Source organism: Neobacillus sp. FSL H8-0543, from assembly GCF_038592905.1.
Lineage (GTDB): Bacteria > Bacillota > Bacilli > Bacillales > Cytobacillaceae > Neobacillus.
In genome coordinates this window covers 1,866,113-1,880,005 of sequence record NZ_CP151943.1, presented here as the reverse complement: position 1 = coordinate 1,880,005, position 13,893 = coordinate 1,866,113, and the positions used below count along the sequence as shown (strand labels likewise).

General features: G+C 37.9%; 11 protein-coding genes and 2 riboswitches. Of the genes, 9 read left to right on the top strand and 2 right to left on the bottom strand.

Going from position 1 to position 13,893, the window contains the following annotated elements; translation table 11 throughout:
- The first annotated feature begins 38 nt into the window (after window positions 1-38).
- The 4 genes from NSS81_RS09430 to NSS81_RS09415 are packed head-to-tail and all read left to right on the top strand — an operon-like array spanning window position 39 to window position 3,914.
- Window positions 39-452, top strand: coding sequence for a hypothetical protein (locus tag NSS81_RS09430; protein WP_342433242.1), 414 nt, complete (start codon window positions 39-41; stop codon window positions 450-452).
- A 36-nt stretch (window positions 453-488) separates the two neighbouring features.
- Window positions 489-1,571 (top strand): DUF5305 family protein, encoded by a 1,083-nt coding sequence (locus NSS81_RS09425; protein WP_342433986.1) that lies wholly within the window; start codon window positions 489-491, stop codon window positions 1,569-1,571.
- A gap of 40 nt (window positions 1,572-1,611) precedes the next feature.
- Window positions 1,612-3,270, top strand: a complete 1,659-nt coding sequence (locus NSS81_RS09420) for an ATP-binding protein (RefSeq protein ID WP_342433241.1) — start codon at window positions 1,612-1,614, stop codon at window positions 3,268-3,270.
- Window positions 3,270-3,914, top strand: coding sequence for a response regulator transcription factor (locus NSS81_RS09415; RefSeq protein ID WP_342433240.1), 645 nt, complete (start codon window positions 3,270-3,272; stop codon window positions 3,912-3,914). The genes NSS81_RS09420 and NSS81_RS09415 overlap by 1 nt, the downstream gene beginning before the upstream one ends.
- Before the next feature lie 162 nt (window positions 3,915-4,076).
- Here NSS81_RS09415 and NSS81_RS09410 read toward each other — a convergent pair whose 3' ends face one another.
- Entirely contained in the window at window positions 4,077-7,121 is a 3,045-nt protein-coding gene (locus NSS81_RS09410; RefSeq protein ID WP_342433239.1) for an Ig-like domain-containing protein, read from the bottom strand.
- Window positions 7,122-7,151: 30 nt separating this feature from the next.
- A riboswitch (cyclic di-GMP riboswitch) is annotated at window positions 7,152-7,235 on the bottom strand.
- 467 nt (window positions 7,236-7,702) lie between these two features.
- On the opposite strand from NSS81_RS09410, the gene NSS81_RS09405 reads away from it, so the two are divergent.
- The 5 genes from NSS81_RS09405 to NSS81_RS09385 all read left to right on the top strand — a co-directional run bounded on the left by NSS81_RS09405 (window position 7,703) and on the right by NSS81_RS09385 (window position 12,234).
- Complete coding sequence (locus NSS81_RS09405; RefSeq protein ID WP_342433238.1) at window positions 7,703-8,734, top strand: hypothetical protein; 1,032 nt, start codon at window positions 7,703-7,705, stop codon at window positions 8,732-8,734.
- A gap of 153 nt (window positions 8,735-8,887) precedes the next feature.
- Window positions 8,888-9,069, top strand: a riboswitch (Lysine riboswitch).
- Between the two features lie 107 nt (window positions 9,070-9,176).
- Window positions 9,177-10,013, top strand: a complete 837-nt coding sequence (locus NSS81_RS09400) for a transporter substrate-binding domain-containing protein (protein ID WP_342433237.1) — start codon at window positions 9,177-9,179, stop codon at window positions 10,011-10,013.
- A gap of 62 nt (window positions 10,014-10,075) precedes the next feature.
- The gene (locus tag NSS81_RS09395; protein WP_342433236.1) at window positions 10,076-10,801 is read left to right on the top strand and encodes an amino acid ABC transporter permease; all 726 of its coding nucleotides are present in this window, start codon (window positions 10,076-10,078) and stop codon (window positions 10,799-10,801) included.
- Between the two features lie 20 nt (window positions 10,802-10,821).
- On the top strand, window positions 10,822-11,559 hold the full coding sequence (locus tag NSS81_RS09390) for an amino acid ABC transporter ATP-binding protein (protein WP_342433235.1): 738 nt from the start codon (window positions 10,822-10,824) through the stop codon (window positions 11,557-11,559).
- A 111-nt stretch (window positions 11,560-11,670) separates the two neighbouring features.
- The gene (locus NSS81_RS09385) at window positions 11,671-12,234 is read left to right on the top strand and encodes a hypothetical protein (protein ID WP_342433234.1); all 564 of its coding nucleotides are present in this window, start codon (window positions 11,671-11,673) and stop codon (window positions 12,232-12,234) included.
- A 57-nt stretch (window positions 12,235-12,291) separates the two neighbouring features.
- Here the strand turns inward: NSS81_RS09385 and NSS81_RS09380 are convergent, their stop codons facing one another.
- Entirely contained in the window at window positions 12,292-13,875 is a 1,584-nt protein-coding gene (locus NSS81_RS09380) for an acetolactate synthase large subunit (RefSeq protein ID WP_342433233.1), read from the bottom strand.
- Window positions 13,876-13,893 lie beyond the last annotated feature (18 nt).

The following is a 13,893-nucleotide window of genomic DNA, read 5'->3' as shown; positions in this document are numbered from 1 at the left end:
TTAATTAGGTTTTTTTTATAGGTCAGGAGGAGAAGTAGTTGAAGTTAATTCTTTCTTTATTCGTTATTATTTCATCCATATCTTTGCTCCTTATTCATACCAATAGTTTTTCAACTGCTGAAATAAGGAACGAGGCAGAATTATCTATTGTCTCTGAAGAAAAGGCACTAATTGCTATATCGTATCAAAAAAGTAATATGATTACACTGACAAATAATACTGGGAATACCCTGGAAATTGAAAGCATTGAGATTCTAAATCATTTTGCCGAAAAGATTAATTTAGCAGAAGAAATGGATACTTTTCCTATCCTTCCAGGCGGAGTAAAAGATATTACTATTACGGGTGATCTAAAGGATGCAGCATGGGAAATGGTCCAAATAAAGGTCAGGTGGAATGGTGGTCGTGCTGAAATAAAATCCACTATACCAGAACAAATGAGTGAACTATAAGTGAGGTGAGGTAAATTGATGGGAGGCTTATTGAAAGTGTTTAAAAGAGGCAATGGAAAACTTTTTTATGTTCTTGCAGCACTGCCAATACTATTCACGGCTGCAGCCATATACTTTTTTTTACAGCCATCAACAACTACTATTGAAGTTAATGATAACACTTCGATAATTGAGACTAGCTATGATTACCAGGCAACGATTACACCAAATGTCCTTTATCCAAATGGAGGAACAGTTGATATTGGGGAGAAAATTTTCAAAAAAATTACATCGGCGATACCATTCAACTTAAAATCTACGATAAGTTCTGAGAGAATCGTTATGGCAAAGGGTACCCATGAAGTGGAGTTAATCATCAAAGCGGATGAGCTTTGGGAGAGAATATTCCCCTTAGAGCAAAAACAAGAATTCGAGCAAAAAGGCACAGAACTATCAGTAATGGATCATACATATAAGATTGATCTTGAACAAGTTAAATCGTTTATCCTGCAGGTAGAAGACGAGACAGGAATAAGGCCAAATCAATATACACTTGAAATACTTCCAAATATTCAAGGAACGATTAATGATTCTGGGGTGGAAAAGGCTTTTCAGCTGCAAGACAGACTTATTTTCCAATTTTCATTTGAAGAAATTTTACTGGCTAGCGAAAAAAGCTTTACAACCATGACCTCATTTACTTCCTCACAAGTTATGGCGAATACCTTTCATTTTTTTGGCCAAGAGTTACCTTTCATTTTATTACGAATCATTTGTACCTTATTATCGGTTTTCTCATTATTACTAATCCTTTTTGTTATTAAAAGTAGAAAAACGGGCCGAAGGATACCTATCCTATCAGAAACAGAAATTATCAATAAAAAGTATTCAAGCAGAATTATTTCCGTTTCGCAGAAAATAAACATCGTCCAAAAATCAATTTTTATCCTTGATTCCTTTAAATCAGTCATAAAAATTGCTGATGAAAAGGAACTTCCGATTTTTTCCTCCAAAGACCATAAAGAAGAAAGCACTGTATATTTTATAGTTGATGGGGATTATTTGTATACCTATGAAACGAATAAAATGACAGAAACTGAAAAGAAATCAAGAAATGATAAGGCATATGCAAGAGGTTAATAGGATTTTTCATTTCATAAGAAGAGGTCCATCTAGCATTGTGAATCTAGTGTTTGTTTTTCGTTATATTTCCTTATTATTAACATCTTTCTTTTATTTGCTAGGCCCACAATCACCCTTTTATTTTAAAGTAGGAGTGGTTGTTTCCTTAGGTGTAGCAGCTTTGATTATTACGGATTTGCAAAGAAAGTATTTTAAGAATAATACTATTTTAAAATCAACCGTGCTAGCTGAAATCATCGGATTGACTTTGCTGCTCATTCCAACAGGAGGAATTTCAAGTCCCTTTATTTGGTATGCTCTTAATCCCGTTCTGGTAGCTGCAAGCTTTCTAACCTCTTTATTTTGTTGGGGGGCATTAGCCTTTTACCTTAGCAGTGCAACGATTATTGCCTATCAATTCTATCAGATTGACAAAATTGGATTGATTGTAGAAGGAAAGTCTTATTTTTATCTGGTCTGTTTGCTAACAACATTGCTTGTAAGACTGTTCTCAGGACTAACGAAAGAATTACATTCAAAATCCTTACTGCTAAAAGAACAGCAAGAGAAACTTGTAGAGGTAAATAATAACCTTACTGAAACGAATCAAAAGTATCAACAAACATTAGAGCATGTGATGTCGCTTTACCACCTTATGGAGAATTTTCATTCAAATAAGAGCACGAAGTTGTTGACTAAAGAAATAACGGCATCTTTAGTGAAATGTACCCAGAGTGAAGAGGCATTCTTTTGGCTAACAGATCTTAATCATCAGAATAGCTCTTTCGAATGTGTAACAGACAATAAGAAATTAGAGACGAAAATCATGGAAAATTGGAACAATATTCGGCTGAAAAGAGGAACGTTTTCCTATACTATCGGCAGTGTTTCCTATTTAATGAAAACGATTAGAAGCTCCAATCATGTTGGAGTTATTGGTGTAAAGGTTTCCGATATTAATGATGAGAATAATCCATTTTTGCTAAAACGCCCCTTTGAGTATTTGGCAGAGCTTAGTGAAATCATGCTTGAGAGGATACATATGGATCAGATGATGGATCAAATGATTATTATTGAAGAGCAGAATCGTATCGCGAATGAAATACATGACAGTGTTTCACAAAGGCTGTTTGGTATTGTTTATGCGTTGCATAGCTTACAGGTAAAAGGCCAAGAGCTGACAGAGGAAGAATTGAATCAAGAGTATCGATTCCTTTCACAGTCCGCAAATACCACAATCAAAGAACTACGTTCAGCTATATACCAACTAAGTTCGGTAAAGAAAGGGGAGAAACCGTTTCTTGTCCGTCTAAAAAAATATTTAGATGAATATGCCGAATTAAATGATATAAAAATTAATTATCAAATTTTTGGTGATGAAACCTGCATTACAGACAGATTAAAGCAGGCACTCTATCGAGTGATTTGTGAAGCCTGCGGGAATGCCGTTCGTCATGGTGAGTGTAGTGTGATTGATCTGCATTTATCTTTATTAGAAGAGAAAACCGTATTAATCATTCAGGATGATGGCATTGGGATTGATTCAACTTTTGAAGGAAATAAGAAAGAAAAAGGAATTGGTCTGGTAAATATGAAAAATATTGTAGGATCATTTGCTGGAACCCTTTCAATAAAGGGGATAACTGGTGCAGGAACTGGGATCCAAATAGAAATTCCTGCCTTAAAAATGCAAGAGGCTCAGGAGGTGTCTGGATAATGAGGATTGTTATTGTTGACGATCATCCTTTAGTTAGAAAAGGATTAGCATCGGTGCTTACTTTAAACGAATCGATGGAGGTTTTGGGAGAAGCAACGAATAGCAGGGAAGCAATGGATCTTTTTTGTTCGTCAAAGCCTGATCTAGCTTTAGTGGATCTTCGATTAGGAAATGAATCGGGTTTGGATCTAATAACGAATGCAAGAAAGCAAGGCATTACTTGTAAATTTGTTGTACTGACTTCTTCAACGGAAGAGGAAGATTTTATACGAGCGAAGGAAATTGGTGTAGATGGCTATGTATTAAAAGAAGCTTTCCCCGAAGAACTAATCCATGCCTTACGAATTATAGGTAAAGGAAGGAAATATTATGACCCGGGCGTACTGGATTTAGTTATGAGATCAGGTGACTCAATAGATGAAGATAAACATATTGAACAGTTAACCCCGAAGGAAAAAGAAGTATTAATCGAACTAGGTAAAGGGCATTCAAATAAAGATATATCCCTGGCCTTGTATATCACTGAGTACACTGTAAAAAAACATGTAAGTCAAATACTAGCGAAGCTGGGGTTAACCGATAGGACACAAGCCGCACTTTATGCAAATGCAAAAGGTTTAGTAACCTATACGGTCCATTCTTAAAACCATCCCCTCGGCTCGGCTTGAAGCGGTTAATATCGGTGAGGGAGAATAATTTCACAAAACTATATATGATTTGAAACTACAAAAAGAAGTAACAACTCAACGAGCTGTTACTTCTTTTTTCCGTCCCTGCGGTCTGATCAGATCATTAAAGTAGTAAACTTACTTATTAACGGTAACAGTAACATCAAGTGATGTATTATTAGCTTTATCAGTAGCGGTTACAATTAAATCTGTATTAGTACTTAGTAATTTACTAAGTTGAATACTGAAACTGCCGTCTTGGTTGACGGTGGTGCTTCCTAGAGACTCACCCTTTAATCCATCAGTATTTTTTAGGTAAACATTAATAGTTGCCCCTGGCTCAGCGAATCCTCCTGAAACGGTTGTGGTTTTAGTCTGACCCTGAATGGTTGAGGCTTTCACATTTGTTAAACTTGGAGCTGTTTTATCAATCGTAAAAGTAACAGTTGTTTCATTTCCTGCTACGTCTCTTACAATAATTGTATATGTTCCTTCAGTAGAGACAATTGTGCCTGAGATGAATGTGTTTCCATTCAAAGTCGCTGTTCCTTCGTTAAATGTAGGTGTAACGCCTTCTTTTGTATATTGGTTATTTACTACACCACTCACTACTGGAGCCGTTTTATCAATCGTAAAGCTAACAGTTGTACCATTTCCCACTGCATCGGTCACCACTAAAGTATAGTTGCCTTCAGTAGAAACGGTTGTACCAGAAGTAAATGTATCTCCATTTAATGTAGCTGTCCCTTCATTGAAGGCAGGGGCAACGTTGGTATTATAGGCAAACCCGTTGATCACATTAGTTACTTCAGGTGGTGTTTTATCGATATTAGAAATAATAACTTTTACTTTCGTTACATTTCCTGCCGTGTCTGTTGCCATAAATGTAAATTCACCATTTTGTTCAAAAGTATAGCTAGTTGTATTTAAGGTTCCTTCATTGGTCACGACCGTAACAAGCACATCTTCATTTGTTGGATCTGTATTGTAAGGATTTACTGTAATTACTGGAGCTGTTTTATCAATATTGGTAATGGTAATCGTTTCTACAGTTTCATTTCCAGCCTCATCGGTTGCAATAAAGTCAAAAGATCCATTTTCTGTGAATGTATGACTTGTTACATTAAGAGTTCCTTCATTGGTTTCAGCTTTTACAACCACATCCTGGTTTGTCGGTGAAGTGTTGTAACTAAACACAGTGATAATTGGTGCAATCTTATCGATGTTTGTAATTTTAACTAGCTTCTTGGTTACATTTCCTGCACGGTCCGTAGCAATGAATTCAAATTCTCCATTTTCTGTAAAAGTATAACTTTCTTCATTAAGTTTACCAGGTTCGTTCATGCTTACTGATATCGTAATATCTTGATTAGTTGGGCTCTTAATATAATCCCCTACAGTAATCTCAGGTGCAACCTTATCAATATTTGTAATGGTAACTCGAAGCTCGGTTACATTACCCGCACGGTCTGTTGCAATGAAGGTAAATGTGTCATTACCGGAGAAGGTATGGCTTTGTGTATTGAGTGTACCTTCTTCATTCATGCTAACCTCAACGGTAACATCTTGGTTCGTCCAGTCAGTATTATAAGGTTTAACTGTAATCTCAGGAGCTACTTTATCAATGTTGGTAATTTGGACAGTATGTCTAGTAACATTGCCTGCAAGGTCTGTCGCTACGAATTCAAAGCTGCCGTTTACTGTGAATGTATGACTTATTGCATTAAGTGTACCCTCTTCATCCATGCTGGCAGTAACCGTGATATCCTGGTTTGTCCATTCTGCTGAATACTCACTTATCGTGATAACGGGAGCAACCTTATCAATATTCTGCACACTCACTTTAGCAGTCCCAGTGTTTCCCGCTCTATCAACAAAGAGAAACTCAAACTCGCCGTTTTCAGTAAAGGTAATACTAGGAGAACCCTCATTATTAAGGATTGTGACCTCTTCACTTGGCTTGATTGTAACAACCACGTCTTGATTTGTAGGATTTGTAGTTGAATAATTTACTTCAGCCGTAGGAGCGACTTTATCAATGTTTGCTACATTTATTTCTACCTCGGCTGTGTTACCGGCAAGATCCTTAAACTCTAAAGTGACATTTTCATTTTCTGAAAAAGTAAGATTGCATGTTAAATCATTTAATTCTTCAAAAATAACAGTTTCTGGTAAATCTTCAAGATTTGTAAAATCAACTGGTTCAGTCATTTTTACTGTTACTGTTACATCTTCATTCGTCCAATCAGTAAAAGAATAAGTAAGTGAACCAACTGGAGCTGTTTTATCAATATTTTCAACCGATACAAACACAGACCCTGGGTTTCCGGCTCTATCAACAAATTTCAACTCAAAGCTGCCGTTCTCTGTAAATGTAAGAGTCTCAGCCTCACCGTCAAAGAGAATCGTTTCTGGTAATTCATCAATATTCGTATAAGTGACCTCTTCGTTAGCATGAAGGGTTGCAACAATATCTGTATTGATTGGAGAAGTTGTTGAATATGTTACTTCAGCTGTAGGGGTTTCCTTATCAATATTCCCAATCGTCACTGTTCTCTCAGATGTATTACCAGCTAAATCAGTAGAAGTAAATGTAAAGCTGCCGTTTTCCTCAAAAGTATGGCTCTCTGCATTAAGCGTGCCTTCTTCATTAATACTAGCAAATACGGTTATGCTTTGATTGGTCCAATCTGTATTATAGTCATTAAAGGTAATATCAGGTGGAGTTAAATCAACAATCTTGCTAACTGGGGGTGCACCAGTGTGAAAGGCACCTGCATTTTTTCCATTCTGGTAAACTGTAGTAGCCTCAATATTGATTTGCTCATCCTTCTTTTGAGAAAGATTTTCCGGATTTAATTGATGTACATATTCAAATGTCCAAAGCTTATCAGTAACCTTTGTAGTTTTTGCATTTACAACTTTCCCATTTACTTTCAGCTCTAGTTTAGGACCATCGATAACAACAGTACCACTTAGCAGGACTGTACTTGCATTGTCAACTCGTGCAGGAATTGGGTTTAGAGTAGTAACACCTGTAATTTTGTTTAGCTCTGTTCTACCAGTAGAAACCTCAGTTTTAGCAGGATTAGGTGCAGCATGGATTGATGGAGCAATGGGACTAAAGACTAACGAACTTGCAAGAACAATGGAACCTAATCTCTTAATCTTTTGTTTATTCATCTGTTTTCCTCCTCTTAAAAAATTAATTTTTAATAAGAGGGCCGGTTACACTACTAGCTCCATATAACCCAAGTGTCCAGGTAGAGGTTATACTTCAATGCTTCCCTAAAAAAAGGCAGGTAACAAAAATGCGGTTGTAAAGCGAATTTGTCTCAGCCTTACTATTAACTAGGTAAATTCACATAGGAATTCGATATAAAGAACAATATGAGTTCATTATAAATTATTAAATAGTTTACAAGTATATATTCCCTTCGACATCAACTGAATAAATTTCGACAAAATTTTCCAATAGTAGGACAAGGGACATTTCACTCGGCTTTTTTTGCCTACGGTGAAAAATCCACTAGAATCCCTGTGGTTCCAATAAAATTTATTTTCCTAAAAATAGGAATATGGTATTATATTGATGTAAATTACTAATTAAATAGTAAGTAATTCTTTTGAAATTTTAGGTACATAGCCTTATAAAGTTGATGTTTTTGGAGTAAATGCGGCTGAAAGACATGAGCATGTGAATGGCCACCTGGATAAGATGCTTAAAGAATCCTTGGCACTTAAAGTCTTTTTGGAGGAGATTTATGAAGATTAATCCTATTGTCCTTATTATTGTTGTTGGAATGGCACTATATGTCGGGTTTAATACTGGGGAATTTGATAATGAAAAAAGCACAAATTCCGTAACAACAAAAGCTTCAAAAGGGGAAAGTAATAGTAACACTAAAGTAGTTGAAGTATCGAATGAAGTAAAGCAGGAACGGTTTAATGATTTTTATAGTAAAATCTATGAGTTCGTCGATAATTTTGAGAAGATTGATAGCACGATTGCCCAATTAGATGGAAAAAATGTCTCCAGGCTTCAAACCTATGAACTGTTTAAGAAGTTGAAAGACGCAATGGAGGAGGGCCAAAAACTTCCAATAAGCAGATTGGTTCCTGAGGGGTTTAGTCCATCACAGGAAGAGACCTTTACTGCGATTACCAGGGAATTGGATCACACCTTTCAATATCGGAAGTTTGCCTATGAACACTATATGGAATACGTAGATAACAATAGTATAAAGGATGCTGACAAATCGAAAGAGTGGTTGCTTAGTGCCCAAAGTAGTTTGCAGTCTGTAATCACAAATCTTGAGGCTTTAAAAATAGAGTTAAATGCCTCAGCGGAAGAAAAGCCACCTGCTGAGTCTAAAGAGAAAACTGACGGAAATGTCGAATATGATATTGTATACTCTTATAAGCAAAGGGCAGATGGCGGAATCTCTTATTATGTTTTGATTGATCCTGTAGATATAAAGAGTGCTAGTTTTAATGATAAGGTTAAACAGATAATAGAGAAATTAGTTGAAGAAAAGGGAAAAAAGATCTCCGTAGAAATTTTTGATGACGAAAAAGCATTGGAATTAACGTATAAGCAATACGGTGATCTCTCATTAGACAGACCATTAAATGAGAGTGAAAACAATTTGAAGGCTATTCATTATATCGCTGCCTATTCTGGTGATCTAAAGACTGGACTCTTTTTGAATACATTGTATTACTTTCCTTCAGCGTTTTCTGATACAGCACAGGTTGGGAAATATGTTGAGACACTTGAGTTTAATCCAGAGTGAAAAAATAGGGGGACGGTTCTGAGCTGTTCCTTTTACCTTTGGTTGAAAAGCGATGAGAACAGTCCCCTAGGCGCTGGAAGTAAAATACAGTTGACGGAATTCGACACGATGATGTAGTATATTAATATAATTTAATAAGACCTCACTTATTTTCAGTGAGGTAGAGGCGCGATATTTAACAGTCCTTAGTGGAGCTTGAGAGGCAGTGATGCTAGGGAGAAGGAAATGTCGCCGAAGTTTGTAGTATTCTCAATATTACATGCTGGGTCTGCAGTTAAGAACTGCAGGACTGTCTCAATAAACTCTCCGGTTTATTGAGTTGTGCTATCTCATTTGGGATATAAGAGGGGACTTTAAGGAACTATGCATAATGCGGCCTGAGTCTATCTCAGGTCGCTTTTTTGTATTTATTAATCTATAGAACAAACAGGGGGTAAGACGCATGAATAATAAGTTTACAATATTTATAGTTTTATTGGTTTCAACGATTCTTCTATTAGCAGGATGTGGGACAAGTAAGGGGGCTGTCTCTGGATCTTCAGAAGATAATACATTTACGGTTGGTCTTGAAGCAGGATATGCTCCATTTAACTGGACTCAAAACGATGATTCCAATGGTGGAGTGCAAATAAATGGCTCTAAAGAATATGCAGGCGGGTATGATGTTGAAATTGCTAAAAAAGTAGCTGAAGGTTTAGGGAAAGAATTAGTTATTGTCAAAACAGAGTGGGATGGCCTTGTACCCTCATTAACATCAGGTAAAATTGATGCAATCGTAGCTGGTATGTCACCTACAGCAGACCGGAAAAAGACGATCGATTTTTCCGATAATTACTATACATCCAATTTAGTAATGGTTGTGAAAAAAGGTAGCAAGTATGAAGGCGCTACTTCTATCCAAGATTTCAAAGGGGCAAAAATTACAGCACAATTAAATACGTTCCACTATTCAGTGATTAATCAAATCGAAGGTGTAGACAAGAAAACAGCGGTGGATAACTTCCCATCGATGAGGGTAGCTCTTGAATCAGGAATGATTGATGGTTACGTTTCAGAGCGTCCGGAAGGTATTAGTGCTTCAGCTGCAAATGAAAACTACGTAATGGTTGAATTTGAAGATGGCTTTAAAACATCACCAGATGATACAGCAATCGCGGTCGGTCTTAAAAAGGGCACTGACCTTACTGATAAAATCAATAAAATTTTAGCTGATATCTCAGAGGAAGAACGTACAAGTATTATGGATGCCGCTATTAAGAATCAACCAGCAGCGAAATAATTTTAGAAAGCCGGCTGTATTTAAACGTACAGTCGGTTTTATACGGTAAAGGAGGAAAAAAGATGAGTTTTGAGTGGGTCATACAAATCATCTCGGAAAACTGGCCTATGTTCCTTCGTGGTGCTGGTTTAACCCTTTTGATTGCACTTATTGGGACGGTTTTGGGCGCAATGATTGGACTATTAGCGGGGGTCATTCGGACGATTCCTAAACCTGAACGGGGAGCAAAAAAAGTATTTTTAAAAATAGTTAACGTCATCCTCTCCATCTATATTGAATTCTTCCGTGGAACACCGATGATTGTACAAGCGATGGTTATTTATTATGGTTCTGCGTTAGCATTTGGTTTAGATATGAATGTTTTTGTTGCGGCTATTATTGTTGTATCGATAAATACAGGAGCCTATATGGCAGAAATTGTACGCGGCGGGATTGTTTCAATTGATAAAGGACAGTTCGAAGCTGCGCATGCTATCGGAATGAATCATGTTCAAACGATGTGGAATGTTGTTTTACCACAGGTTATTCGAAATATCCTGCCTGCAACAGGGAATCAATTTGTTATTAATATTAAAGATACGTCCGTGTTGAATGTGATTTCCGTTACCGAATTATATTTCGTTACAAAATCGATTTCAGGTAATAACTTTAGATATTTTGAATCATTTTTCGTGGCATGTATGATTTATTTTGTGATGACCTTTATTGTAACGAGAATCTTACTATATTTCGAAAAGAAATTAGATGGCTCTGATAACTATACGATGATCGGAAACGAGCAGAAATAATCGGAAAAGGAGGAGAGGAAATGGAAAAAATTATTGATATTCAACATTTAAACAAATCCTTTGGAACGCATGAAGTACTAAAAGACATTAATTTTTCGGTAAATAAAGGAGAAGTAGTCTCTATTATCGGTTCTTCTGGTTCTGGTAAATCAACGCTTCTTCGTTGTATTAACATGCTAGAAAAACCAAGCGGCGGACAAATTATCTATCATGGTGAAAATATTTTGGATGACAAGCATGATGTAGCCGATTACCGGAAGCATTTAGGCATGGTGTTCCAGCAATTTAACTTGTTTAACAATCACAATGTCCTTAATAATTGTGTGGTTGGTCAAGTGAAGGTATTAAAACGTTCCAAAGAAGAAGCGGAAAAAGTAGCGATGAAATACTTGAAGGTTGTTGGGATGGACAAATATATTAACGCGAGGCCGAAGCAGCTTTCCGGTGGCCAAAAGCAACGTGTGGCGATTGCAAGAGCACTTTCGATGGAACCCGATGTGATGTTATTTGATGAACCAACCTCCGCGCTTGATCCAGAAATGGTAGGAGAAGTTCTAAAAGTCATGAAGGAACTCGCAGAATCCGGTCTTACGATGTTAATCGTCACGCACGAAATGGAATTTGCCAAAGAAGTATCTGATCGAGCGGTATTTATGGACAAGGGAGTTATCGAAGAAGAAGGAAGTCCTGAGCAAATCTTCGTAAATCCAAAAAAAGAACGTACGAGAGAATTCCTGAATCGGACGTTAAAACATTAAAGATCAAGGGGACGGTTCTGGTGGCGTTTTTCACACTCGGTGAAAAAACACGAGAACCGTCCCCTTGGCACGTTAATATAGTATATAAATGTGTAACTCGAGGTGGGGCTAATGTATTTATTACAAACCATTACTGATGATGTCAGGTCTTCGCAATTGGCTTTTAGTAGGCAGTTAAAAACGAAGAGGCTGGTTTTATGTGCTGTTTTTGCCTGTTTGGCTGCCGTTTTTCAAGCAGCAGGCGGGTTTTTACCGGGAGTCGGCTACTTTCTCAGTCCCCTTGCGACGGCACCGATTCTTTTTTGTACGATGATTTCTCTTCCACTGGGTTTTGCTTCCTACGTACTTACGAACCTATTGCTTTTTATCCTTCAGCCCACCGAACTGATTATTTTTCCCTTTACAACGGGATTATTAGGATTAGGAACCGGTGCCGCATATTTCTTCTTTAAAAAGAGACTTAGCATTATTGCTAGTGGAGCCATCCTTTTAACACTCGGGATTCTTACTTTATTATTTGGGTTGAACTTCCCAGTCTTAGGTCCCGCAGTTTCAGGGTCATTTTCTTTTCTTGCTGCCGGCAGCATTTTTTTGTTTGCTTTCCTTTACAACTTGATTTGGGTGGAGATTAGTTTGCTTCTTTTTAAGAGACTAAGAAGAATTATCACCTCGTAAAAACAAAGGGAACGGTTCTTGCGGCTTTTAAAAAGCCATGAAAACCGTCTTTGTGATTCAGAGCGAAACGTCAATTAAAACGATTTCTCCTGAGGTTTCTAAAGCCCCCTGAAGGATACTCTCGAATTCAACTACATTAGCTGCGCGTCTTCCTTTGATTCCGAAGCTTTCTGCTAATTGAATAAAATCTGGGTTCTGAAAGGTTACGCCAAAGCTTTCGCCAAATCGTTTGTTCATCGTCTCTACTTCGAGCCTTAGCATGGAGTCATTTAAAACGACGATGATAAACGATAGACCGAGGCGTTTGGCCGTCTCTATTTCTGCAACATTCATTAATAAACCGCCATCACCGGTAATGCAAATAACAGCGGCGTCTGGGCGAGCAAGCTTCGCGCCGATTGAGCCCGGCAAGGCGATTCCCATCGAAGCAAGCCCGTTTGAGATAATAACACGATTTGGCTCCTTTGGCTGAAACGTGCGTGCGATGGCCAATTTATGGGCACCGACATCAGAAATCACGATCGTTTCTGCAGTCGAAAGCTTTTCAACGATCTGAAGGGTACTTTCAATCGTTAATGTGCTAGCGTCGTTAGGGGTTGCTTCGATCTGATAGGCTAGCTTTATTTTTTCATGGAGATTTCCCGTAGGAACCCAGGATTTCTCAGGTATTTCCTGTTGATTAAGCAGCATAAGAGTCTGCTTGATGTTGCCGACCAACTCGCTTTCCACAGGATAATATTCATTCACTTCGGCAGGTAATGAATCGATATGTAAAATGGGCGTTTTTCGTTGATTCCAATCTTTGGGCAGCTTTTCGACGAAATCATAGCCGATGACAATCAGCAGGTCCGCTTCCTTTATGCCTGATAAAACAAGGTCGTTTTCATTAAATCCAAAAGTAAAGTAATTGAGTGGGTGCTCCTTTGGCAGCACCCCTTTTGCCATAAAGCTATGTGTGGCGGGGGAGTTGATTTTTTCAATAAAGGTTTGAAGTTCATTTACGGCATCCTTTCTTATTACTCCATTTCCGATGATAATAAACGGTTTTAGGTATTTTTGAAAAAGTGCTGCAGCTGCCTGAAGTGTTTCCATTGCTGGGACAGTTTCTGGGATAGGTGTCACTTGCATAACTGTGTCTGGAATCATTTGGGCTGCAAGGTTTTCTGGCAATGTCAGTGCGACGGCACCAGGCTTTTCCATTTTTGCTGTTCGAAAGGCTTTTCTTATGGTTGCAGGAAGGGTTTGTGCCTCCATTATTTGGGTGCTCCACTTTGTGGCGGGTTCAAATGTTTTAACAATGTCGATATATTGATGCGATTCTGGATGCTGTCTCTCAACGCCTGCCTGACCAATTAACGCGACAACTGGTGAATGATCAAGCTGGGCACTAGCTACAGCGGTCAGTAGGTTCGTTGCTCCGGGGCCGAGTGTGGAAAGACACACACCCACCTTATTGGATAATCTTCCATATACATCTGCCATGAAGGCAGCCCCTTGCTCGTGGCGAACATTTACATATTGAATTTGCTTTGATTTTGATAAAGAATCAGCAAGATCCAGTGTTTCCGTGCCAACAATTCCGAAAATATATTCGACTCCTTCGTTTTCCAAACATTGAACCAGTACATCCGTAACTTTCATATTGTCCTCCTCTTTGTG

Excerpts from the sequence above, each read along its gene's own strand:
- NSS81_RS09415 (WP_342433240.1), top strand. The coding sequence starts at position 3,270 with ATGAGGATTGTTATTGTTGACGATCATCCTTTAGTTAGAAAAGGATTA.
- NSS81_RS09410 (WP_342433239.1), bottom strand. The coding sequence starts at position 7,121 with ATGAATAAACAAAAGATTAAGAGATTAGGTTCCATTGTTCTTGCAAGT.
- NSS81_RS09405 (WP_342433238.1), top strand. The coding sequence starts at position 7,703 with ATGAAGATTAATCCTATTGTCCTTATTATTGTTGTTGGAATGGCACTA.
- NSS81_RS09400 (WP_342433237.1), top strand. The coding sequence starts at position 9,177 with ATGAATAATAAGTTTACAATATTTATAGTTTTATTGGTTTCAACGATT.
- NSS81_RS09395 (WP_342433236.1), top strand. The coding sequence starts at position 10,076 with ATGAGTTTTGAGTGGGTCATACAAATCATCTCGGAAAACTGGCCTATG.
- NSS81_RS09390 (WP_342433235.1), top strand. The coding sequence starts at position 10,822 with ATGGAAAAAATTATTGATATTCAACATTTAAACAAATCCTTTGGAACG.
- NSS81_RS09385 (WP_342433234.1), top strand. The coding sequence starts at position 11,671 with ATGTATTTATTACAAACCATTACTGATGATGTCAGGTCTTCGCAATTG.
- NSS81_RS09380 (WP_342433233.1), bottom strand. The coding sequence starts at position 13,875 with ATGAAAGTTACGGATGTACTGGTTCAATGTTTGGAAAACGAAGGAGTC.